The organism is Glacieibacterium frigidum, assembly GCF_007097155.1.
GTDB lineage: Bacteria > Pseudomonadota > Alphaproteobacteria > Sphingomonadales > Sphingomonadaceae > Glacieibacterium > Glacieibacterium frigidum.
In genome coordinates, this window is record NZ_VJWA01000001.1 from 1,129,977 (window position 1) to 1,151,941 (window position 21,965).

Below are 21,965 nucleotides of genomic sequence, written 5' to 3' on the forward strand. Positions count from 1 at the left end.
CAACGGTACAATGCGTTTTCGTCAGGCGGCAAGGCGCCGTCAAGCGGATTCACGATGCCGCCGAGGGTGCCTCCGGACCGGCCTGCGGCTGTTTCGCCAGCATCAGGGCGCGCTCGTAATCTTCCTTGACCGACGCCGACCAGCGCCCCGGATAGCGTTCGACGGCGAGCGCGACGCGCGCGCCGTGGCGTTCGACAAGTTCGCGCGCCTCGAAGTCACCGTTGAACGATACGGTGCGCCGTTCGACGTCGAGGAGCTTTGCCATCAAGCGCTGAAAGGGTTCGGCCCAGCCCATCCAGCTTCCGTCGAAGCCGTCGCGTTCCATCGTGACCGGCCCGTCGGGCCCAAGCAGTTCGCGGTTGTCGGCATTGCGCCACGACTGGCGCTCGACGAGCGGAGCGATGACGGTGAAGACCTCACCCTCGGCGCCGGGGCGGCCGCGCTTGACCCACAGCTTGATTTCGTCGCCCGCGTTGCGCCCGGCGCTGCGAAAACGCGCGTCTTCGCCGTATTGCCCGACGAGTTCCCACGTCCGGTTGCCGAAGGCGGGCGGCTCCATCGCGACGCCGTCGGCGATGACGATGGTGTCGCCGACCAGCAGCCCGCTACCGCGAAACGGGCTGGCCCAGGCGATCGCCTCGACGCGCAGCCGCCATGGCTCGACGGACTTGTCGATGAACGTCGTCAGCCCGCTCGTCAGGTCCGCCATGCCGCGCCGCCCCGCCGCTGCCCATGGAGAAAATGGCCGAGGGGGCCGCGGTGGTCAAGACGGTGCCCTACACCGGCTTCAGCGCCACGAACGGCCCCTCCGGCAGCGTCACCCCAACCGCATCCCCCGCCCGCACCGCGCCGCCCTCGACCACCACCGCCATCACCCCCGCCTTGCGCACCAGCCCGCCCTCGGCATCGCGCCCCAGGCACGCCGCCATCAGATCCGGCATCATGCGCTCGAGCTGTACGCACGGGTTGCGCAGACCGGTCAGTTCGACCGTCGCCCCGCCGACCCGCAGGCGGGCACCGCGGGGCAGGGCGAGGAGGTCGACCCCGCGTGTCGTGATGTTCTCGCCCATGTCGATCGGGCCCAGCGCGAAGCCCGCCGCGACGAGTTCGTCGAGCAGTTCGGCCTGCAGCAGATGGACCTGGCGCAGGTTGGGCAGACCCGGGCTCCAGCGGGCGCGGGAGCGGTGCTGCACCCGTTCCCCGCAATGCGCGTCGCCCGCAACGCCGTGCCCCGCGATCAGCTCGATGACGGGCAGTTGCCCCTTGTTCAGGCCGTGCCGTGCCCCGGCGCCGACGGCGATCACGCGTCCCATGGCGGGGCCCTAGCCCCGGGTCATCGACCTGTCACGCTCAAGCCGCTATGTTGTCCAGCATGATACAGGTTGCGCGCGCCCCCCGCGATCCCAGGCGCGACCCCGTCGCCGACGGCGTCGCCGATACCGAACGCTATTTCAACCGCGAGCTGTCGTGGCTGTCGTTCAACGAGCGCGTGCTCGACGAGGCGACCAATGCCAAGCACCCGCTGCTCGAACGGCTGCGCTTCCTGTCGATCAGCGGCAACAACCTCGACGAATTCTACATGGTGCGCGTCGCCGGCCTGCGCGGCCAGGTCCATGCCGGCATCGAGACGCTGAGCGCGGAAGGCGCGACGCCGACCGACCAGCTCGCGGCGATCGCGCTGGCGGCCGACGCGCTGATGGAAAGCCAGCAGGAGGTGTGGGCCGACTTGCTCAAGCTGCTGCCGCGCGTCGATTTCCACGTGCTCAGCTCCGACCAGCTGAGCGCCGACTGCAAGCAGTGGCTGGAGCGCCACTTCCTCGAACAGATCTTCCCGGTGCTCACCCCCCAGGCGATCGACCCGGCGCACCCCTTTCCGTTCATCCCGAACAAGGGGTTCAGCCTGATCCTCGAACTGCGCCGCAACGCCGACGACGAGATTTTGCGCGCGCTGCTGATGCTGCCGTCGATGCTGCCGCGCTTTATCCGCCTGCCCGGCAAGGTGGCGCGCTGGATCAGCCTGGAGAACACCATCCGCCTGTTCTTCGGCCAGCTCTTCCCGGGCTATGCGCTGCTCGGCGACGGTGCCTTCCGGGTCATCCGCGACAGCGACATCGAGATCGAGGAAGAGGCCGAGGACCTCGTCCGCTATTACCAGACCGCGCTCAAGCGGCGCCGCCGCGGCGAGGTCATCCGGTTGAAGATCGAGGCCGCGACCCCGCCGGGCCTGCGCGCGCTGGTCCGCGATGCGCTCGGCGTGCAGGACCGCGACACCACCGTGGTCACCGGCATCCTGGGTATCGCCGACCTGTCGATCCTCGTCGACGAGGACCGTCCCGACCTGAAGTTCGAGCCCTACTCGCCGCGTTTCCCCGAGCGCATCCGCGAGCATGGCGGCGACTGTTTCGCGGCGATCCGCGCCAAGGACCTCGTTGTCCACCACCCCTATGAGAGTTTCGAGGTCGTCCTCGCTTTCCTGAAACAGGCGGCGCAGGACCCCGACGTCATCGCGATCAAGCAGACGCTGTACCGCGCCGGCAAGAACTCCCCCATCGTCCGCGCGCTGATCGACGCGGCGGAGGCTGGCAAGTCGGTGACCGCGGTCGTCGAATTGAAGGCGCGGTTCGACGAGGAGCAGAACCTGATGTGGGCGGCGCAGCTCGAGCGCGCCGGCGTCCAGGTCGTCTATGGCTTCGTCGAGTGGAAGACCCACGCCAAGCTGTCGATGGTGGTGCGGCGCGAGGGCGAGCATATCCGCACCTACGTCCACTTCGGGACGGGCAATTATCACCCGGCGACGGCGCGCATCTACACCGACCTGTCGTTCTTCACCGCCGATCCGCTGCTGGCGCGGGACGCCGCGCAGGTGCTCAACTACATCACCGGCTACGTCCAGCCGACGCACCTCGAAAAGCTCGGCATGGCGCCGCTGACGATGCGCGACAAGCTGTACGACCTGATCGATGCCGAGATCGCCAATGCGGTGGCGGGCCGCCCGGCGGGCATCTGGGCCAAGCTCAACAGCCTCGTCGACACCGGCATCATCGACAAATTGTACGAGGCGAGCGGGGCGGGGGTGCCGATCGAGCTGATCGTCCGCGGCATCTGCTGCCTGCGCCCCGGCGTCGCGGGGATGAGCGAGAATATTCACGTCCGCTCGGTGATCGGCCGCTTCCTCGAGCACAGCCGCATCTTCGCCTTCGGCAATGGCGGGGCGCTGCCGTCGGCGGCGGCGAAGGTCTTCATCTCGTCCGCCGACTGGATGCCGCGCAACCTCGACCGCCGCGTCGAGGTGCTGGTGCCGATCGAGAACCCGACCGTCCACGCGCAGGTGCTCGACCAGGTCATGCTGGCGAACCTGAAGGACACCGAGCAGTCGTGGCAGATGACGTCGAACGGCCAGTACAAGCGCCTCGTCCATTCCGGACCGGCGTTCAACCTGCACCGCTATTTCATGACCAATCCGTCGCTCTCGGGGCGCGGCGCGGCGCTCAAGGATACCGGCACGGTGCCGCGATTGGTGCTGGGCACAGGGTAGTCGGCGGCGGTCACCGCAAGTAGTCGCCGCCCGAACAAACCATCTGCATAGCGCATAGAAACGCTAGCGAAATGATAAACTTAGTTGACCGTAACGATCACTGGCTCCACACCGCGCCAGGGGGTCGAAATGGTCAAAGTCAGTTTCTCAAAGCTCGGGCTCGCTCTGTCGGTGGCCGCATTTAGCGTTGTTCCGTCATCGTCCTTAGCTGCGAAGCGCGATTCAGATGCGCCAAACATGCTAACGCATGGAATGGTACAGATGACGCTCGTGCCGGGTCAGACCACCCAGCTCCAAATTCTCGAGACGTTCGGCGCACCTAACGTGACGACAATCGAAGGACCCAACCGTGAGGTCTGGATTTACGACCGCCATGCGACTGTCACTAGTGCGAGCGGCTCGGGCTTTTCGATAGGAATGCTTCTCGGCGGCGCGGGCGGCGATGGCGGCGGCGCCGCTGGCGTTGGATTCGGCAGCCGCAAATCGCGAGCGGAGCAATCCAGTCGCAGCATGACGATCATCATTAAATTTGATGAGAATAAGCGGGTCGTCGACTTTAGGAGCCGCGCAAGTTCGTTTTAGGGTTTTGTCAGGGGGGCGTAAAATGCGGGTAAACGTTGCTTTGGTCGTTGCGTTGATGGCGGTATCAGCGCCCACGGTCGCAAAGGAAAAGGCGCCGGTTTTGACGGCGCTAGAAATTCAGCAGATTCAGTCTCGGGAGTTCGAGGCCGACTTCAACACCGTATTTGGAGCGCTCATCACGACGCTTCAAGACAACGGCTATACGATCACCACATCTGACAAGAGCGCCGGAATTATATCGGCAGCTGCAGCGTCGAAGTCAAAGATGACTTACAATATCCTGTGGGGTTTTGGCAGCAAGAAGCGGTCGCAATCTGTTTCAGCATTTGTCGAGCCTGCACGCGAAGGCTGGACACGTCTGCGTCTTACCATCGTCGATGGCGAAGTTAAAAAGAACCTGTACGGTGGAAGTCGGAGCGACAACGACGTAGCGAACCTGGACGCCGCCGTTTATTCTGCGGTCTTCGAAAAGATCGAGCAGGTTGTATTTGTTCGGAAGGCGCTGGCGTCACCGCCGGCAGCTCCTGCAACACCGTACGTCACCTCGGTTGTAGCGCCGGGATCGCCGCCGGTCGGTGTTCCAGCGAGTGTACCGGTCGCCGTTCAGCCGGTTTCGGCACCTCCGGTCACTTCCAACCTAGCGAAGCCAATGTAGGCCTGCCTACCCCCGCGCCTCGGCCTCCCACTCGGCGCGGGTCAGGCGGCGGGGGATGTGCTGGGGGCAGTTCCAGTCGAAGCCGGCGACGCGGACCCTTGCGATGCGGTCGATGCGCGCCGGATAGCCGGGCATCGCGAGTGCCGCGGCGGCTTCGGGCGCGTCGGCGGCGGGCGTGAAATCGAGGTGGCCGAACAGCTTGAGGCGGCGGCGGTTGGGGTAATCCATCAGGAACAGCGACACGCGGTCGTTCTCGCTGACATTTCCCGCCGAGACGAACTGCTGGTTGCCGCGGAAATCGGCCCAGGCGATCGTCGCGGCGTCGATGACGCGCACGAAGCCCGGCGGCCCGCCGCGGAACTGGACATAGGGCCAGCCGTCGGCGTTGACCGACGCGAGGTAGAAGCCGTCGCGCGCGTGGATGAACGCCGCCTCGCCCTCGCCGAGCCGCGCGCCCGCGTCGCCGCGCGCGCCCATTGCGGCATAGCTGGCGCGGCTGCCCGCCGCCTCCTGCAGCGCGCGGACGGGGGCCGTGAAGGCGATGTCGTGCCAGGCGTGGCTCATCGCGGCATCGCCATCCGGGCGGCGGCGCGGGCGAAGGCGCGGGCGCCGAGCCCGCCCTGACGCACGACCAGCGCGCCGTGGATCGCGGCGATCCGGTCCTCGGCCTCGGCGACCGGATCGACCATGCCGAAGCGGGAGAGGGTGGCCGCCAGCGCGTCGCGCCACGCCTGGAGCAGCGCGGCAATCTCGGCCTCCACCGCCGGTGGCGCGTCGGACAGCGCCAGCACCGCGAGCAGGCACGACAGGTCGCCGCCGGCGTAGAAGCGCCTCAGGCCCTCGGCGCTCGCCGCGAGCCGGTCGGCGGGGCGGTCCTCGTTGGTCAGCGGTACGACGACCTGCGCCGCGAAATCCTCACCGGCGCGCTGGACGGCGGCGATCGCCATGTCGGACTTGGCGGGGAAGCGATGGTACAGGCTCGCCGAGCGCAGGCCCGTCGCGGCGGCAAGGTCGCGAACGCTGGCACCCGCATAGCCGTCGCGCCGGAAGGCGCCGACCAGTGCGTCGGCAACGACTTCGCGGTGGATCTTCACCGGACGTGTCACGCGAACCCTCCCGGTCCCGATGACCGAAACGTAATTGAACGAACGACCAATAACATGTTTCAGAGCCGTGTCGAGTCAATTTGATCGAACGACCAATTTGCTTATGCATGACAGGCCCAGGCGCGACACGCCGCCGCACCCGCGAAGGATTACCGAAATCTTAGCGGTCGCAACTTGCTCCACGGACGCGAGGCGGTAGGTTCGTTTCGGGGGGGCGTCGATAAGGAACACGGTCATGAAGTCCCTTGTAAACGCCGCATTGATTGCGGGCGCATTATCGGCCCCCGCGCTCGCCGCACCGACCGTCTACAGCGACGCCGCAGCCTTCGCGGCCGCGACCACCGGCCTCTCGACCAACGGCTTCGAAGGCGTGGCAGCGGGACAGTCGACGTGGATCCTGCAGTCGGGGTCGTACAGCCAGCCGGGCTTCACGATCACGCAGAACACCAACAATGCCTTCAACACCGACCCGGCGCAGACGTCGTACTACTACAACTGGGGCACGGGCGACGTCATCAACACGCCCTATTCGGGGACGCTGACGGTCACCTTCTCGACCGCGGTTACGGCGTTCGGGCTCGATCTCGGAACCTTCTACAGCCTGCCGTTCCCGTTCCCGCCGGGCGTGACGCCGGGTGTCGCGACGACCCGCTACGGCGTGCCGGTGACCGTCGGCACGAGCCAGGGCAACTTCACCGTGGCGACCAATGCCACGCAGAATTTCGCCTTCTTCGGCGTGACGTCCGACACGGCGTTCACCTCGTTCACGCTCTCCGCGGCCGGCCTCGCGCCCGCGGGCACGACGCCGTCGATCGTGTTCGACAATCTCAGCTTCGGCACCGCCGTCGCCGCGGTGCCCGAGCCCGCGACCTGGGGCCTTATGATCGTCGGCTTCGGCCTGGTCGGTGCCGGGATGCGCAAGCGGCGGACGCTCGCCAGCGCCGCCTGAGCGTACGGCGGGGTCGCCGTCCGGCGGCCCCGCTAACGCCGCGCCCCCCCAAACCGCTTGCTCGACTTCTGCTTCATCTTCGCGAAGCGGGTGGTGCGTGTGCCCGGCGCGCCGCCCATCGAGCGGCCCTTTACGGGCGCAGTGCGCTGGTCGACGGGGATGCCGAGCTCGTCGGCCTCCAGCCTGCGGATCTGGTCGCGGACCGCGGCGGCAACCTCGAAGTCGAGGTCCGACGCGGCCTTCTGCATCTGCTTCTCGAGGTCGGCGATATAGGCCTTGAGATTGTGCCCGACGAGGTTGGGCGTCTCCTCGTCGCCGGTGTCGACCGTCAGCCCGTCGCGCATCGATACGTCGGCCAGCACGTCCGAAATGTTGCGCTTGATCGTCGTCGGCGTGATGCCGTGCTCGAGGTTGTATGCCTCCTGCCGCGCCCGCCGGCGGCCGGTTTCGGCCATCGCGCGCTCCATGCTGCCGGTCACGTGGTCGGCGTAGAGGATGACGCGCCCCTCGACGTTGCGCGCCGCGCGGCCGATCGTCTGGATCAGCGAGGTTTCGGAGCGCAGGAACCCCTCCTTGTCGGCATCGAGGATCGCGACCAGCCCGCATTCGGGGATGTCGAGCCCCTCACGCAGCAGGTTGATGCCGACCAGCACATCGTAGACGCCGAGCCGCAGGTCGCGGATAAGCTCAATGCGTTCAAGGGTTTCGACGTCGCTGTGCATGTATCGCACGCGCAGGCCCGCCTCGTGCATGAACTCGGTCAGGTCCTCGGCCATGCGCTTGGTCAGCGTCGTGACGAGGGTGCGATAGCCGTTCGCCGCGACCTTGCGCGCCTCGGCGATGCAGTCCTCGACCTGGTCCTCGACGGGCTTGATCTCGACCGGCGGGTCGACGAGCCCGGTCGGGCGGATGACCTGCTCGACGAAGACGCCGCCTGTGGCCTCCATCTCCCACTTGCCGGGCGTCGCCGAGACGAACACCGTCTGCGGCCGCATCGCCTCCCACTCCTCGAAGCGCAGCGGCCGGTTGTCGATGCACGACGGCAGGCGGAACCCGTATTCGGCGAGCGTCAGCTTGCGACGGTGATCGCCGCGCGACATGCCGCCGATCTGCGGCACGGTGACGTGGCTCTCGTCGACGAACAGCAATGCGTTTTCGGGCAGATACTCGAACAGGGTGGGCGGCGGCTCGCCGGGCAGGCGCCCGGTCAGGAAACGGCTGTAGTTCTCGATCCCCGCGCAGCTGCCCGTCGCGGCGATCATCTCGAGGTCGAAGTTGGTGCGCTGCTCGAGCCGCTGCGCCTCCAGCAGCTTGCCCTCGATGTTCATTTCCTTGAGCCGCTCGGTCAGCTCGTGCTTGATCGCCTCGCTCGCCTGCTTGAGCGTCGGGCCGGGCGTCACATAGTGCGAATTGGCGTAGACCTTGATCGACGGCAGGTCGGCGACCTTCTTGCCGGTCAGCGGGTCGAACTCGACGATGCTCTCGATCTCGTCGCCAAAGAAGCCGATGCGCCATGCGCTGTCCTCATAGTGCGACGGGAACAGTTCGAGGCTGTCCCCGCGTACCCGGAAATTGCCGCGCGCGAACGCCGCCTCGTTGCGCTTGTACTGCAGCGCGACGAGCTTGCGGACGATCTCCTGCCGGTCGGCGGTCTGGCCCTTCTTCAGGCTGAAGGTCATCGCGCTGTACGTCTCGACCGACCCGATGCCGTACAGGCACGACACCGACGCCACGATGATCACGTCGTCGCGTTCGAGCAGCGCGCGGGTCGCCGAGTGGCGCATCCGGTCGATCGCCTCGTTCACGCTCGACTCCTTCTCGATGTAGGTGTCGGAGCGCGGGACGTACGCCTCGGGCTGGTAATAATCGTAATAGCTGACGAAATACTCGACCGCGTTGTCGGGGAAGAACGACTTGAACTCGCCGTAGAGCTGCGCCGCGAGGATCTTGTTGGGCGCGAGCACGAGGGCAGGGCGCTGGACCGCCTCGATCACCTTGGCGGCGGTGAAGGTCTTGCCCGAACCCGTGACGCCCAGCAGCACTTGGTCGCGCTCGCCGGCCTCGGCCTGCGCTACGAGTTCGGCGATCGCGACGGGCTGGTCGCCTGCGGCGGTATAGTCGGTTTCAAGGCGGAAGCGCTTGCCGCCCTCGGACTTCTCGGGCCGCGCCGGGCGGTGCGGCACGAACGCGCCGCTGCTCTCGGGTTCGGCGAGCGACGTGCGAATCTGGATGGCGGACATTGACCCAATATGGGCGACGAACCCGTTTCGTTCCAGTGCCTGCGGGTTTTACAAAAACTTCATTCGTTCCGTATAGTAAACGAATTGAGAATGGGTTATCGCGCAATCGGCGATCGGGGGTGATCGCTGTTAACCTCAAGGGCCAATCATGACGATCTCAGCTGTTTCGCGCGCCATCATGGCGTCTGCGTTGATCCTCGGTGTGCCGGCTGCTGCCGCCGCTGCGACGGTCACCTTCACCAACATCACCGGCGGCTTCTTCAATGGCGTGCTCGCCAACCCGGCGACGTCGCCGGCGATCAGCTATACGGGCGTCGATACCAACAACACGGGCGCGGCCTGGGGCACGCCTGCCGGCTTTGGCCAGTCGGGCTACAAGTTCGCGACGGCGGGGTCGATCAGCGCCGCGGTCACGCCGCCGGCCGGGGTCAGCCCGACGGTGACGCTCGGCACCTTCCAGCACGTCAACTTCCCGATCAGCTCGGGCACGTCGATCACCAGCATCAGCCTGCGCTTCAACGCCGATGTCGATGTCGACGGAGTGTCGCAGGGCAACCGGTCGTTCCTGTACCAGTTCAGCCACGACGAGACGCCGAACGCGGCCGATCCTTGCGCGGACGGCGGGGCACAGGGCGTCGGCGTCAACATCAACGGCTGCGCCGACCGGGTCTCGGTCAACTTCATCTCGCAGTCGGACAGCTTCGACATCGGCGGCGTCGCCTATACGCTCGACGTCGTCGGCTTCGTCAGCGGCGGCGGATCGCCGGTCACCAACTTCCTGACCGTCGAGCGCCTGACCAACGAGGCCTTCATCGTCGGCCGCCTGACGCAGTACGATATCGCCGCCGGGGTCCCCGAGCCGGCGACCTGGGCGCTGCTGATCGGCGGCTTCGGGATGGTTGGCGCCGCCGCGCGCCGCCGTCGCGCGCTCGTCGCGTAATCACCGGACGGGCGTTGCGCGCTGCCCCGGCGCGGCGCGTAACGCCCCTTTTCCGGCTTCTCCAGCTTCGCTTTGAACCCCTTTTGTTCCGGCTCGGAATCGACTATGTTTCGCCTCTCGACTCAGGGGAGGTTCGGACATGATCGGCTACGCGACACTCGGCACCAACGACATCGTGGCGGCACGCGCCTTCTACGACGCGCTGCTCGCGCTGTTCGGCGCCAAGCGCATCATGGAGTTCGGTGACGAGCTCGGCGGCTTCACCATGTGGGGCACGGCCTGGGACAAGCCCGGCCTCGCGCTGACCCTGCCGTACGACCGCAACCCGGCGGTGGCCGGCAACGGCAACATGGTCGCCTTCACCGTCGATGCCCGCGCCAAGGTCGACGAGGTCTATGCCAAGGCGCTCGAACTCGGCGGCACCGACGAGGGTGCCCCCGGCGTGCGCGGCGAAGAGGGGCCGCAGGCCTTCTACGGCGCCTATTTCCGCGATCCCGAGCGCAACAAGTTCTGCGTCTTCTGCATCGGTCCTGCCTGACCTCCCGCGACTCGTGACGATCCTGTGACGACGCGCCGGCGCCCGCACTGTGCCCGGCCCGCTCCTCCGCCTGCGGGTGCGGCGCAGGCGCCGGATTAACTAGCGGCGTGCAACGCGTTGAGCTTGTTCGCTCTCACAAAATTCCTATATCTTCACTTGCATCCCAGCGGCGTTCCGGCACTATTCGTAGACGTCGGGGGAGGGTCCGACACAAGCCGTGGTAGCTCCGGGATCGATCCGGCCGGCCGCGGTTACCCTCCCGACCGTGAGAACAATAGAAGAACATTGAATCGCCTGTGGATATCGGGGATGGTTCGGTGCCGGTGGCGAAGATCGCGTGACGGCTTACGAATCAGGGTCCAGATGACGGTTCGGGGACAGTGGAGAGTGTAATGGATTTCAGCGCGGGGACGATTACCGCCGACACGAGCGGTACATCCGAGAACGAGCGTCGCTCGTCGACGACGATCATGGCGTGGCGCTTTCCGGTCACCGTCGACCGCAGCCGCGATGCGCTGCTGACCGACTTCGGCTGCGAGACGCTGAAGGACCGCTATCTGCTGCCCGGCGAATCGTACCAGGATCTGTTCGCGCGTGTCGCAGCCGCCTACGCCGACGACGCGCCGCATGCGCAGCGCCTGTACGACTATATCTCGAAGCTGTGGTTCATGCCGTCGACGCCGGTGCTGTCGAACGGCGGCACCGGGCGCGGCCTGCCGATCAGCTGCTATCTGAACTCGGTCGGCGACAGCCTCGAGGACATCGTCGGCACGTGGAACGAGAACGTCTGGCTCGCGGCACGCGGCGGCGGCATCGGCACCTATTGGGGCCATGTCCGCGGCATCGGCGAGCCCGTCGGCCTCAACGGCAAGACCAGCGGCATCATTCCCTTCGTGCGCGTCATGGACAGCCTGACGCTGGCGATCAGCCAGGGCAGCCTGCGCCGCGGGTCGGCGGCGGTCTATCTCGACATCAACCACCCCGAGATCGAGGAATTCCTCGAGATCCGGAAGCCCAGCGGCGACTTCAACCGCAAGGCGCTGAACCTGCACCACGGCGTGCTGGTCACCGACGCCTTCATGGAGGCGGTGCGTGCCGGCAGCGAGTGGCATCTCGTCAGCCCCAAGACCGGCGAGCGCCGCGCCACGGTCGACGCGCGCGGCCTGTTCACCAAGCTCGTCGAGACGCGGCTGGCGACCGGCGAGCCCTACATCGTCTTCGTCGACCACGTGAACAACGCGATGCCCAAGCACCAGCGCGATGTGGGCCTCAAGGTCTCGACCTCGAACCTGTGCTCCGAGATCACTTTGCCAACGGGGCGCGACCAGTACGGCAAGGACCGCACCGCGGTGTGCTGCCTGTCGAGCCTCAATCTCGAGATGTGGGACGACTGGCAGGGCGACAAGGTGTTCATCGAGGACGTCATGCGCTTCCTCGACAACGTGCTGAGCGATTACATCGAGCGCGCCGAGCCCGAAATGAGCCGCGCCTCCTACGCCGCGGCGCGCGAGCGTTCGGTCGGCCTCGGCGTCATGGGCCTCCACAGCTTCTTCCAGGCGCGCGGCATCGCCTTCGAGGGCGCGATGGCGAAGTCGTGGAATCTCAAGATCTTCCGCCATGTTCGTGAGCGGGTGGACGAGGCGTCGATGCAGCTCGCGATCGAGCGCGGGCCGTGCCCCGACGCCGCCGACATGGGCGTCATGGAGCGCTTCAGCTGCAAGATGGCGATCGCGCCGACCGCGTCGATCAGCATCATCACCGGCGGCACGTCGGCGTGCATCGAGCCGATCCCGGCGAACATCTACACCCACAAGACGCTGTCGGGCAGCTTCTCGATCCGCAACCCGTTCCTCGAAAAGCTGCTCAGCGCCAAGTCGAAGAACTCGGACGCGATCTGGAATTCGATCCTCGAGCAGGGCGGCAGCGTCCAGCACCTCGACTTCCTGACCGCCGACGAAAAGGCGGTGTACCGCACGGCGTTCGAGATCGACCAGCGCTGGCTGCTCGAGCTCGCCGGCGACCGCACGCCGTACATCGACCAGGCGCAGAGCCTCAACCTGTTCCTGCCCGCCGACATCGAGAAGTGGGACCTGCTGATGCTTCACTTCCGCGCTTGGGAATTGGGCATCAAGTCGTTGTATTACCTGCGGTCGAAGTCGATCCAGCGCGCCGGGTTCGCCGGCGGGGTCGAGGCCGACAACACGCCCGACCTGCGCCAGATCGAGGTTGCGCTGAACGATTATGACGAGTGCCTTGCCTGTCAGTAAGGCGCCCCCGGGGCGTGAGCCCCGGGACCCGGCGGTGCGGCTGCACCGACGGGCGGGTGAGGGGCCGTGTTCGCGCACTCCACGACGCGCGTGCATGGCCCCTCGCTTACCGGCAGGCCGTTACCCCTTCGCCGTCATCCCGGCGAAAGCCGGGACCCATCTCCGGCAGCACGAGATGGGTCCCGGCTTTCGCCGGGATGACGACCTGAACTAGATTATCGGAGCCAACCCCATGTCCCTCCTCAAGGCCTCGAACACCTACAAGCCCTTCGAATACCCCTGGGCGTTCGACTTCTGGAAGCGCCAGCAGCAGATCCACTGGATGCCCGAGGAGGTGCCGCTGGGCGAGGATTGCCGCGACTGGGCGCAGAAGCTGAGCGAGCATGAGAAGAACCTGCTGACGCAGATCTTCCGCTTCTTCACCCAGGCCGACATCGAGGTGCAGGACTGCTATCACGAGAAGTACGGCCGGGTGTTCAAGCCGACCGAGGTCAAGATGATGCTGACCGCGTTCAGCAACATGGAGACGGTGCACATCGCCGCCTACAGCCACCTGCTCGACACAATCGGCATGCCCGAGAGCGAGTACTCGGCCTTCCTCAACTACAAGGAAATGCGCGACAAGCACGAGTATATGAGCCAGTTCGGGGTCGAGAACGACGCCGACATCGCGCGCACGCTCGCCATGTTCGGCGGCTTCACCGAGGGGCTGCAGCTGTTCGCCAGCTTTGCGATGCTGATGAACTTCCCGCGCTTCAACAAGATGAAGGGCATGGGCCAGATCGTCACGTGGAGCGTGCGCGACGAGAGCCTGCACTGCGAAGGCATCATCAAGCTGTTCCACGCCTTCTGCGCCGAGACCGGCGTGCTGACGTCGAAGATCCGCGACGACATCGCCGACGTCTGCATGCGCACCGTGCGGCTGGAGGATGCCTTCATCGACCTGGCGTTCGAGATGGGCCCGGTGACCGGCATGACGCCCAAGGAGATCAAGCAGTACGTCCGCTTCACCGCCGACTGGCGCCTGAAGCAGCTCGGCATGAAGCCGATCTACATGATCGACGAACACCCCCTGCCGTGGCTCAGCCCGCTCCTCAACGGCGTCGAGCATGCCAATTTCTTCGAGGCGCGCGCCACCGAATATTCGAAGGCCGCGACCAAGGGCAACTGGAACGAAGTCTGGGACGCCTTCGACCGCCGCAAGGGCGCCAAGGCGGCGACCGCGGGCGCCGCGAACGAGGGCGACGACGACGCGCAGGGCGGGTTGCTGGGCGTGGCGGCGGAGTAGGGGGAGATGAGTGACGACAACCTAGGTTTTCGCTTAAAGACCGCGGGACAGGTTTTCACCCCTGGGTCGCCCGTGAATGAACGCGATCTCTTTGCGGGTAGAATCGAGCAACTCGACAAGGTCGAAGAAGCGATAAGTCAGACAGGGTATCATGCTGTAATATATGGTGAGCGAGGAGTTGGAAAAACATCTCTGGCCAACGTGCTCCGTCGAATTTATCAAATAAATGATATCGACGTTCCCGAATATTTTTCCGTTGCCAAAGTTACGTGTGACGCTGGCGATAACTTTTATAGTCTGTGGCGAAAAGCTGCTGGCGAAATTCTTGTGCCAGTCGAATCGCCTGGTCTAGGATTCGGCGCGGTTGACACGATGACGCTAAAGCATTTAGCTGATTGGCTTCCAGAAAGTCCGAGCCCACATGACATTCGTCGACTATTGGACCAATTAACGAGAGAACGGCCCGCGCTTGTAATTTTCGATGAGTTTGACAGACTTTCGGACGATAGTGCGCGTGACTTGATGGCGGATACGATTAAGGCTCTCTCAGATAATGGATCGAGCGTTACCATTGTAATTGTGGGGGTGGCCATCTCAATTGAGCAGCTCATTAGAAGTCATGCTTCCGTCGAGCGAGCCTTAGTGCAGATACCAATGCCGAGAATGTCCAAATCCGAGATCAAAGAGATTATCGACAAGGGTCTAGCTCGTCTAAAAATGAGCATTGAAAAGAAGGCTCTCGCACAACTTGTCTCTCTATCTCAAGGCCTGCCTTATATTGCCCATCTACTTGCCTTAAATGTAACACGCGCAGCATTACTAGCCAATCGCATTGTTTTGCAGTCTGCAGATGTTGAAAGTGGAATTAGCAAATCTTTAGAGCAGTGGCAGCAATCTATCAAGACTAGCTATTATGATGCTACGAGAAATCCGCAGCCTGGCAATATCTTCAAGGAGGTACTACTCGCTTGCGCGCTTGCGGAGACCGATGATCTCGGATACTTCACAGCGCCGGCAGTCCGAACGCAAGTTCGGCAAATAACTGGTCGAAATTACGATATTCCCAATTTTGCTCGACATCTTAAGCTTTTTAGTGAGGACAGTCGTGGCGGCATGCTAGAACGCATGGGTGAAACGCGTCGCCTGCGATATCGCTTCGTTGGCCCGCTTCTGCGTCCCTTCATAATCATGAAAGGGGTGGAGCAGGGTCTAATAACAAAGGACGCGATAGCTGCCTAAATTTCTAACGATGTTCTTTGCTGCTGCCTTGTCTGGGTAGCATGCTTAGGCCGACGATGGCGTTGATTAGGAAGCACTTTTATTACATCTGTCTTGGCAGGGCGCGTAAAGTTGGGCTTTTGCCATTGCAGACGAGACGCCCGCGGCACCCCACGAACATTCCGCTTGACAAATAGGAACCAAAACGGTTACTGGTGGCATGACCAGCACCGCACCCGCCGCCGTCGACTTCGCCATCGCGGTCGAGGCTCCCGTCACCGACCTGCCCGCCCTCGCGGCGCCCGCGTGCCCGCCGCGTGAGCTCGTCGAGAAGCCGCTGACGCCCGAGGGGCTGAGCGAGATGCTCGCATCGCGGCAGAAGCGCGTCGGCGGCTGGACGCCGATCAAGGTCGCGGCGTTCATCGAGGCGCTCGCCGAGACGAGCAGCGTCACTGCCGCGGCGAAGTACGTCGATATGTCGACCGCCAGCGCATACCACCTGCGCAGCCACCCCGACGCCCACGGCTTTCGCGAGGCATGGGACCGCGCACTGTCGGCGCGCTTCGAGGAGCTGACCGACATCGCGATGGAGCGCGTGCGCCACGGCACCGAGAAAGTCCGCTGGTGGAAGGACGAGGTCGTCGGGACCGAGCGCGTGTTCAGCGACCGGCTGCTGATCCACATGCTGCGCCGCGCCGACCCCGACCGGCTGGCCGTCACCGACGATCCCGCCGCCGCGGCGCGCGCTGCTCCGCCGCCGCGCACTGTGCTGCCGATGGCCGACGACTTCATGGTCGCCGCGGCGGTCGATACCGGCCGGCTGGGCTGGGACCCGGACGCCGACCATGACGAAAGCGACTGGCCGCCCGAGATAAGGGAGATCGTCGAGCGCCGCCGTGCCGTCGCGGCCGCCGCCGACGCGAGGGAAGCCGAGGAGCTGCGCGTGCGCCGCGCCGAGGCGGCGGAGGGCGCGGCCCGGATGAATGCAAAGCGTGCCGAGGAGGCTGCCTTCGCGGCGCGCATGACCGCGCTGCATGCCGAGGATGCCGCCTCCGCCGCCGATCTCAAAGAGCTGTCGCGACTGTCAAATTCGCTTACTTGTTCATCTTCGCGGACGCGCCGGCGACGATCGCGCTGACCGGAGCGCACTCCCCAAGGCTTGCCCCGCCCCCCACGCATCGGCAAAAGCCGCCGATGACCATCGACAAGATTTTCGACCCCGCCGAGATCGAGGCGCGGCTGTATCCGCGCTGGGAGGCGGCGGGGGCTTTCCGGCCCGCGCGGCCCGACGCGCAGCCGTTCACCATCGTCATTCCGCCGCCCAACGTGACCGGGTCGCTGCACCTGGGGCATGCGCTCGACAACACGTTGCAGGACGTGCTGATCCGCTATCACCGGCTGAAGGGGCGCGATGCGCTGTGGGTGGTCGGCACCGACCATGCGGGGATCGCGACGCAGATGGTCGTCGAGCGGCTGCTCGATTCGACGCAGGGGGTGAAGCGCACCGACCTGGGGCGCGACAAGTTCCTCGAACATGTCTGGGACTGGAAGCGCGAGAGCGGCGGCACGATCACGCGCCAGCTGCGGCGGCTGGGGGCGAGCTGCGACTGGTCGAACGAGCGCTTCACGATGGACGCGGGCTTCTCGGCGGCGGTGACCAAGGTGTTCGTCGACCTGCACGCCAAGGGGCTGATCTACCGCGACAAGCGGCTGGTGAACTGGGACCCGAAGCTGGGCACCGCGATCAGCGACCTCGAGGTCGAGACGCGCGAGGTGGCGGGGCAGTTCTGGCACTTCCGCTATCCGCTCGCCGACGGCGGTCGCCTCGCCGACGGGCGCGACCATATCGTCGTCGCGACGACGCGGCCCGAGACGATGCTGGCGGACATGGCGGTGGCGGTGAACGCGGCGGACGCGCGCTATGCGTCGGTGGTGGGCACGGACGTGCTGCTGCCGATCGTCGGGCGGCGCATCCCCGTGATCACCGACGACCATGCCGATCCCGAGCTGGGGTCGGGCGCGGTCAAGATCACGCCCGGGCACGACTTCAACGACTTCGAGGTCGGGCGGCGTGCGGGAATCGAGGCAAGCGCGATGCTCAACCTGTTCGACGCGCAGGCGCGGGTGGTCGCGCTGCCCGGCGTGCCCGAGGCCGTGGTGGGCATGGACCGCTTCGAGGCGCGCAAATGGGTGGTGGCCGAGATGGACCGGCTCGGGCTGCTCGAGCGCACCGAGGACCGGGTCGTCCAGATGCCGTACGGCGACCGCTCGGGCGTGGTCATCGAGCCGTGGCTGACCGACCAATGGTATGTCGATGCGAAGACGCTGGCGGGTCCGGCGATCGAGGCGGTGCGCTCGGGCGGGACGAGGTTCGTGCCGGCGACGTGGGAGAAGACCTATTTCAACTGGATGGAGAACATCCAGCCGTGGTGCGTGTCGCGCCAGCTGTGGTGGGGGCATCGGATTCCGGCGTGGTTCGCCGACGACGGGCGCATCTTCGTCGCTGAGGACGCGGCGGCTGCGCAGGCGCAGGCGGGCGAGGGGGTTGCGCTGCGGCAGGACGAGGATGTCCTCGACACCTGGTTCTCGTCCGCGCTGTGGCCGTTCGGCACGCTCGGCTGGCCCGAGGCGACGCCCGAGCTGGCGCGCCACTACCCCGGCGACGTGCTCGTCACGGGGTTCGACATCATCTTCTTCTGGGTCGCCCGCATGATGATGCAGGGGATCGAGTTCATGGGCACGCCGCCGTTCGCGACGGTCTACTGCCACGGCCTCGTGCGCGACGCGAAGGGGCAGAAGATGTCCAAGTCGAAGGGCAACGTCGTCGACCCGCTGGTGCTGATCGACAAGTACGGGGCCGATGCGCTGCGCTTCACGCTGACCGCGATGGAAAGCCAGGGGCGCGACATCAAGCTCGATGAGAAGCGCGTCGAGGGGTATCGCAACTTCGCGACCAAGCTGTGGAACGCCGCGCGCTTCTGCCAGTCGAACGGGATCGCCGCGGGGACGACCATCGACGCGCCGCCTGCCGCCCATGCGGTCAACCGCTGGATCGTCGGCGAGGTCGTTCGCACCGCCCGCGCGCTCGACGCCGCGATCGCCGCCTTCCGCTTCGACGACTATGCCGAGACCGCCTACCAGTTCGTGTGGAGCCGCTTCTGCGACTGGTACCTCGAACTGATTAAGCCGGTTTTTGCGGTCAATCAGCGATTGGCATCTGGAGAGGAAGTTTTTCCAGCTGAAATCGCGCACCTTGAAGAGACTCGTGCCATTGCGGGTTGGGCGCTCGATCAGATTCTGGTCATGCTTCACCCGGTGATGCCGTTCGTTACCGAGGAGCTTTGGCACAAGCTCGGCGACCGGCCGTACGACCTGATCCTTGCCGAATGGGTGAAGACCGAGAATTCGCCGGCCGACGACGGCGAGGTTGACTGGCTGATCAAGCTGATCTCTGAAATCCGGTCAGTTCGCTCTGAAATGAATATTGCGCCGAAGACGACCCTCGCTTTCCATATCGAGAACCCGGACGAGAAGCTGACCGAGCGCCTGCGAACACATGGTCAAGCAATCGGTTGGCTTGCTCGCGCTAACGCTATTTCGGACAAGTCCGCGCCAATCAACGGCTCGGCTCAGATAGTTGTAGACGGAACGATATTTGTCTTACGTTTTGGTCTCGAGATTGATCTCGCCGCTGAACAAGCTCGCCTTGAGAAGAACGCGGTCGCCGCTGAGAAGGACCGCGACGGCCTTGCCGGTCGCCTCGCCTCGCAGGGGTTCGTCGAGCGGGCCAAGCCGGAGGCCGTAGAGAAGGCGCGCGCCGACTTGGCCGCCCGCTCTGCCGAGGCCGAGCGTATCCGCGCGGCGCTGGCGCGGCTGGGATAGCGTCACCCCGCCACGCTGGCATCGCGCCCGCGGTCGCCCTACCTAGAAGCGATGGCAGACACCAACACCCTCGGCGGCCGGCTGAGCCGGTACGCGCGCGTCGGCGGCACGGGGCTGGGCCTCGCCGCGCAGATGGGCGCGGCGAGGCTGTTCGGCGGCGGGCACGACAAGGCGGTCGGGGCGGCGCAGCTGCGCGCCGCGCTCGGCGGGCTCAAGGGCCCGGTGATGAAGATCGCGCAGATCATCTCGACGATCCCCGACGCGGTGCCGCCTGAATATGCCGCTGAACTCAGCCAGCTGCAGGCGAATGCCCCGGCGATGGGCTGGCCGTTCGTCAAGCGGCGGATGAAGGCCGAGCTCGGCCCTGACTGGGAAGCCAAGTACGCGAGCTTCGAGCACGAGGCGGCGGCGGCGGCGTCGCTCGGCCAGGTGCACCGCGCGACGACCCACGACGGCGTCCGCGTCGCGGCCAAGCTGCAATACCCCGACATGGCGAGCGCGGTGGAGGCCGACCTGGGCCAGCTCGACATGATGTTCGGGCTGTATGCGCGCTTCGACAAGTCGATCGACACCGGGCAGATCCACCAGGAACTCGCCGACCGGCTGCGCGAGGAACTCGATTACGAGCATGAGGCGAAGAACCTCGCGCTGTACCGGGCGATGCTCGAAGGCGAGGCGGGCGTGCACCTGCCCGAGGTGCTACCCGCGCTGTCGAGCCGCCGCCTGCTGACGATGACGTGGCTCGACGGACGGCCGCTGCTCGACTTCAAGGTGGCCGACCTCGCGACGCGCAATACGATCGCGCAGAACCTGTTCCGCGCGTGGTACCTGCCGCTCCACCACTACGGCGTGATCCACGGCGACCCGCATCTCGGCAACTACACGGTGCGCGACGATCTGAGCATCAACTTGCTCGATTTCGGCTGCGTTCGGGTCTTCCCGCCGCGCTTCATCGGCGGGGTCGTCGACCTGTACCGCGCGATCCAGGGCGGCGACGAGGCGCTGGCGGTCGATGCCTTCGAACGCTGGGGCTTCACGGGCCTGAGCCGCGAGATCATCGACACGCTGCTCGTCTGGGCGAAGTTCCTGTACGGCCCGCTGCTCGACGACCGGGTGCGGGTTATCGACGCCAGCGGTAACCCCGCCACCTATGGCCGCGAGACCGCGCAGGCGGTCCACCGGCGGCTGCGCGAGCTGGGCACGGTGACAGTCCCGCGCGAGTTCGTCTTCATGGACCGAGCCGCGATCGGGCTGGGCGGGGTGTTCATGCACTTGCAGGCGGAGCTGAACTGGCACGATATGTTCAACGAGATGATCGACGCCTTCCCGGTTGACAAGATCGCCGCCAAGCAGGCGGCGGCGCTGTCACGCGCGGGGCTGGCCTAGGCTCGCGACTTTGCTATGGAGGCTGGCAAGGGTCACGAGGGTAAGGTCATGGCGGACGAGGTTGGCGGACACGTGGGCGACGACGGCGCGGCAGTCGAGCATGCTGCAACGTACGAGCGGTTCATGGGAATGTTGAAATGGGGCGTGGTGGCGATTGCCATCCTGCTCATCCTGATGGCATTGTTCCTCGTCCGTTAGGACGGGGCCGGGGGCATAGATGCGAATTGCGGTACTGCGCGAGACGGCGGACGCGGAAGCGCGTGTCGCGGCGACGCCTGAAACGGTCAAGAAATTCATCGCGCTCGGCGCGACCGTCGCGGTCGAGGCCGGGGCAGGGGCGGGTGCGAACCTATCCGACCAGCTGTACACCGATGCCGGCGCGACCGTCGGCGACCGCGCCGCGACGATCGCCGGCGCCGATCTGATTGCCGCGGTGCAGGGGCCCGATGCGTCGTCGCTCGGCGGTGCAAAGCCCGGCGCGGTGCTCGCCGCGATCCTGTCGCCGTTCGCCGACCGCGCGCGCATCGACGCCTATGCGGCGGCGGGTATCGACGCGCTTGCGATGGAGTTCATGCCGCGCATCACCCGCGCGCAGTCGATGGACGTGCTGTCGTCGCAGTCGAACCTGTCGGGCTACAAGGCGGTGATCGACGCCGCCGAGGCCTATGGTCGCGCCTTTCCGATGATGATGACCGCCGCCGGCACGATCAGCGCGGCACGCGTCTTCGTGATGGGCGTCGGCGTGGCGGGCCTGCAGGCGATCGCCACCGCGCGCCGGCTGGGGGCGCTGGTCTCGGCGACCGACGTCCGCGCCGCGACCAAGGAGCAGATCGAGAGCCTCGGCGCCAAGGCGATCTTCGTCGAGAAGGTCGCAGGCATCCAGGGCGAGGGCAGCGGCGGCTATGCCACCGAGATGTCCGACGAATACAAGGCGGCGCAGGCTGAACTGGTCTCGAGCCACATCGCCAAGCAGGACATCGTCATCACCACCGCGCTGATCCCCGGCCGCCCCGCGCCGCGCCTGATCAGCGACGCACAGCTCGCGACGATGCGCCCGGGTTCGGTGATCGTCGACCTCGCGGTCGAGAGCGGCGGCAACGTCGAGGGTTCGAAGGTCGGCGAGACCGCGGTCGTCCACGGCGTCAAGATCATCGGCCACCGCAACTCCGCCTCGCGCCTCGCGGCGGACGCGTCGGCGCTCTACTCGCGCAACGTCTACAACTTCATCGCGGCGTTCTGGGACAAGGACGCGGGCACGGCGGTGTGGAACCCTGAGGACGAAATCGTCAAGGGCGTCACCCTGACCCGCGGCGGTGCCGTGGTGCACGAGCGGTTGCTGGCCGCGTGAGCGTCGATCGCGCGCGAATTTTCGGAGAGAT

At 65.8% G+C, this 21,965-nt stretch carries 19 protein-coding genes; 14 read left to right on the top strand and 5 right to left on the bottom strand.

From position 1 onward, the window contains the following. Nucleotides 1-49: 49 nt before the first annotated feature. Together FMM06_RS05490 and FMM06_RS05495 are read right to left on the bottom strand one after the other, a co-directional pair. The gene (locus FMM06_RS05490) at nucleotides 50-709 is read right to left on the bottom strand and encodes a PDZ domain-containing protein (RefSeq protein ID WP_143555148.1); all 660 of its coding nucleotides are present in this window, start codon (nucleotides 707-709) and stop codon (nucleotides 50-52) included. A gap of 67 nt (nucleotides 710-776) precedes the next feature. Beyond that, the gene (locus FMM06_RS05495) at nucleotides 777-1,313 is read right to left on the bottom strand and encodes an MOSC domain-containing protein (RefSeq protein ID WP_143555149.1); all 537 of its coding nucleotides are present in this window, start codon (nucleotides 1,311-1,313) and stop codon (nucleotides 777-779) included. A 59-nt stretch (nucleotides 1,314-1,372) separates the two neighbouring features. Between FMM06_RS05495 and FMM06_RS05500 the strand changes: the two genes are divergently transcribed. The 3 genes from FMM06_RS05500 to FMM06_RS05510 all read left to right on the top strand — a co-directional run bounded on the left by FMM06_RS05500 (nucleotide 1,373) and on the right by FMM06_RS05510 (nucleotide 4,772). Then, nucleotides 1,373-3,535, top strand: coding sequence for an RNA degradosome polyphosphate kinase (locus tag FMM06_RS05500; protein WP_143555150.1), 2,163 nt, complete (start codon nucleotides 1,373-1,375; stop codon nucleotides 3,533-3,535). 84 nt (nucleotides 3,536-3,619) lie between these two features. After that, nucleotides 3,620-4,117, top strand: coding sequence for a hypothetical protein (locus FMM06_RS05505; protein WP_235889087.1), 498 nt, complete (start codon nucleotides 3,620-3,622; stop codon nucleotides 4,115-4,117). Between the two features lie 22 nt (nucleotides 4,118-4,139). Next, nucleotides 4,140-4,772, top strand: a complete 633-nt coding sequence (locus FMM06_RS05510) for a hypothetical protein (protein WP_143555151.1) — start codon at nucleotides 4,140-4,142, stop codon at nucleotides 4,770-4,772. Between the two features lie 6 nt (nucleotides 4,773-4,778). Here FMM06_RS05510 and FMM06_RS05515 read toward each other — a convergent pair whose 3' ends face one another. Together FMM06_RS05515 and FMM06_RS05520 are read right to left on the bottom strand one after the other, a co-directional pair. Continuing rightward, nucleotides 4,779-5,336 (bottom strand): pyridoxamine 5'-phosphate oxidase family protein, encoded by a 558-nt coding sequence (locus FMM06_RS05515; RefSeq protein WP_143555152.1) that lies wholly within the window; start codon nucleotides 5,334-5,336, stop codon nucleotides 4,779-4,781. After that, on the bottom strand, nucleotides 5,333-5,878 hold the full coding sequence (locus tag FMM06_RS05520; RefSeq protein WP_185965055.1) for a TetR/AcrR family transcriptional regulator: 546 nt from the start codon (nucleotides 5,876-5,878) through the stop codon (nucleotides 5,333-5,335). The genes FMM06_RS05515 and FMM06_RS05520 overlap by 4 nt, the downstream gene beginning before the upstream one ends. 235 nt (nucleotides 5,879-6,113) lie before the next feature. Between FMM06_RS05520 and FMM06_RS05525 the strand changes: the two genes are divergently transcribed. Beyond that, nucleotides 6,114-6,827 carry a PEPxxWA-CTERM sorting domain-containing protein gene (locus tag FMM06_RS05525; protein ID WP_143555154.1) on the top strand — a complete coding sequence of 238 codons (714 nt, stop codon included), beginning with the start codon at nucleotides 6,114-6,116 and terminating at the stop codon, nucleotides 6,825-6,827. 32 nt (nucleotides 6,828-6,859) lie between these two features. On the opposite strand, the gene uvrB is transcribed toward FMM06_RS05525, so the two are convergent. After that, nucleotides 6,860-9,067, bottom strand: a complete 2,208-nt coding sequence (gene uvrB, locus FMM06_RS05530; RefSeq protein WP_143555155.1) for an excinuclease ABC subunit UvrB — start codon at nucleotides 9,065-9,067, stop codon at nucleotides 6,860-6,862. A gap of 148 nt (nucleotides 9,068-9,215) precedes the next feature. On the opposite strand from uvrB, the gene FMM06_RS05535 reads away from it, so the two are divergent. From FMM06_RS05535 to FMM06_RS05580, 10 genes are all read left to right on the top strand, one after another. Further along, on the top strand, nucleotides 9,216-10,007 hold the full coding sequence (locus tag FMM06_RS05535) for a THxN family PEP-CTERM protein (protein ID WP_235889089.1): 792 nt from the start codon (nucleotides 9,216-9,218) through the stop codon (nucleotides 10,005-10,007). A 139-nt stretch (nucleotides 10,008-10,146) separates the two neighbouring features. Further along, complete coding sequence (locus FMM06_RS05540; RefSeq protein ID WP_143555156.1) at nucleotides 10,147-10,545, top strand: VOC family protein; 399 nt, start codon at nucleotides 10,147-10,149, stop codon at nucleotides 10,543-10,545. A gap of 392 nt (nucleotides 10,546-10,937) precedes the next feature. After that, nucleotides 10,938-12,812, top strand: a complete 1,875-nt coding sequence (locus tag FMM06_RS05545) for a ribonucleoside-diphosphate reductase subunit alpha (protein ID WP_143555157.1) — start codon at nucleotides 10,938-10,940, stop codon at nucleotides 12,810-12,812. A gap of 232 nt (nucleotides 12,813-13,044) precedes the next feature. Continuing rightward, on the top strand, nucleotides 13,045-14,100 hold the full coding sequence (locus tag FMM06_RS05550; RefSeq protein ID WP_143555158.1) for a ribonucleotide-diphosphate reductase subunit beta: 1,056 nt from the start codon (nucleotides 13,045-13,047) through the stop codon (nucleotides 14,098-14,100). A 6-nt stretch (nucleotides 14,101-14,106) separates the two neighbouring features. Further along, nucleotides 14,107-15,339: an AAA family ATPase gene (locus tag FMM06_RS05555; RefSeq protein WP_143555159.1), complete on the top strand. Its 1,233-nt coding sequence runs from the start codon at nucleotides 14,107-14,109 to the stop codon at nucleotides 15,337-15,339. Between the two features lie 199 nt (nucleotides 15,340-15,538). Continuing rightward, nucleotides 15,539-16,456, top strand: a complete 918-nt coding sequence (locus FMM06_RS05560) for a hypothetical protein (RefSeq protein ID WP_143555160.1) — start codon at nucleotides 15,539-15,541, stop codon at nucleotides 16,454-16,456. Nucleotides 16,457-16,512: 56 nt separating this feature from the next. Next, nucleotides 16,513-19,200, top strand: coding sequence for a valine--tRNA ligase (locus tag FMM06_RS05565; protein WP_143555161.1), 2,688 nt, complete (start codon nucleotides 16,513-16,515; stop codon nucleotides 19,198-19,200). 51 nt (nucleotides 19,201-19,251) lie between these two features. Beyond that, nucleotides 19,252-20,586 carry an ABC1 kinase family protein gene (locus FMM06_RS05570; RefSeq protein WP_143555162.1) on the top strand — a complete coding sequence of 445 codons (1,335 nt, stop codon included), beginning with the start codon at nucleotides 19,252-19,254 and terminating at the stop codon, nucleotides 20,584-20,586. Nucleotides 20,587-20,634: 48 nt separating this feature from the next. After that, complete coding sequence (locus FMM06_RS05575; RefSeq protein WP_143555163.1) at nucleotides 20,635-20,784, top strand: aa3-type cytochrome c oxidase subunit IV; 150 nt, start codon at nucleotides 20,635-20,637, stop codon at nucleotides 20,782-20,784. A 19-nt stretch (nucleotides 20,785-20,803) separates the two neighbouring features. Further along, the gene (locus FMM06_RS05580; RefSeq protein ID WP_143555164.1) at nucleotides 20,804-21,934 is read left to right on the top strand and encodes a Re/Si-specific NAD(P)(+) transhydrogenase subunit alpha; all 1,131 of its coding nucleotides are present in this window, start codon (nucleotides 20,804-20,806) and stop codon (nucleotides 21,932-21,934) included. Nucleotides 21,935-21,965: the final 31 nt, after the last annotated feature.

Excerpts from the sequence above, each read along its gene's own strand:
- FMM06_RS05490 (WP_143555148.1), bottom strand. The coding sequence starts at position 709 with ATGGCGGACCTGACGAGCGGGCTGACGACGTTCATCGACAAGTCCGTC.
- FMM06_RS05495 (WP_143555149.1), bottom strand. The coding sequence starts at position 1,313 with ATGGGACGCGTGATCGCCGTCGGCGCCGGGGCACGGCACGGCCTGAAC.
- FMM06_RS05500 (WP_143555150.1), top strand. The coding sequence starts at position 1,373 with ATGATACAGGTTGCGCGCGCCCCCCGCGATCCCAGGCGCGACCCCGTC.
- FMM06_RS05510 (WP_143555151.1), top strand. The coding sequence starts at position 4,140 with ATGCGGGTAAACGTTGCTTTGGTCGTTGCGTTGATGGCGGTATCAGCG.
- FMM06_RS05515 (WP_143555152.1), bottom strand. The coding sequence starts at position 5,336 with ATGAGCCACGCCTGGCACGACATCGCCTTCACGGCCCCCGTCCGCGCG.
- FMM06_RS05525 (WP_143555154.1), top strand. The coding sequence starts at position 6,114 with ATGAAGTCCCTTGTAAACGCCGCATTGATTGCGGGCGCATTATCGGCC.
- uvrB (WP_143555155.1), bottom strand. The coding sequence starts at position 9,067 with ATGTCCGCCATCCAGATTCGCACGTCGCTCGCCGAACCCGAGAGCAGC.
- FMM06_RS05535 (WP_235889089.1), top strand. The coding sequence starts at position 9,216 with ATGACGATCTCAGCTGTTTCGCGCGCCATCATGGCGTCTGCGTTGATC.
- FMM06_RS05540 (WP_143555156.1), top strand. The coding sequence starts at position 10,147 with ATGATCGGCTACGCGACACTCGGCACCAACGACATCGTGGCGGCACGC.
- FMM06_RS05545 (WP_143555157.1), top strand. The coding sequence starts at position 10,938 with ATGGATTTCAGCGCGGGGACGATTACCGCCGACACGAGCGGTACATCC.
- FMM06_RS05550 (WP_143555158.1), top strand. The coding sequence starts at position 13,045 with ATGTCCCTCCTCAAGGCCTCGAACACCTACAAGCCCTTCGAATACCCC.
- FMM06_RS05555 (WP_143555159.1), top strand. The coding sequence starts at position 14,107 with ATGAGTGACGACAACCTAGGTTTTCGCTTAAAGACCGCGGGACAGGTT.
- FMM06_RS05560 (WP_143555160.1), top strand. The coding sequence starts at position 15,539 with ATGACCAGCACCGCACCCGCCGCCGTCGACTTCGCCATCGCGGTCGAG.
- FMM06_RS05565 (WP_143555161.1), top strand. The coding sequence starts at position 16,513 with ATGACCATCGACAAGATTTTCGACCCCGCCGAGATCGAGGCGCGGCTG.
- FMM06_RS05570 (WP_143555162.1), top strand. The coding sequence starts at position 19,252 with ATGGCAGACACCAACACCCTCGGCGGCCGGCTGAGCCGGTACGCGCGC.
- FMM06_RS05575 (WP_143555163.1), top strand. The coding sequence starts at position 20,635 with ATGGCGGACGAGGTTGGCGGACACGTGGGCGACGACGGCGCGGCAGTC.
- FMM06_RS05580 (WP_143555164.1), top strand. The coding sequence starts at position 20,804 with ATGCGAATTGCGGTACTGCGCGAGACGGCGGACGCGGAAGCGCGTGTC.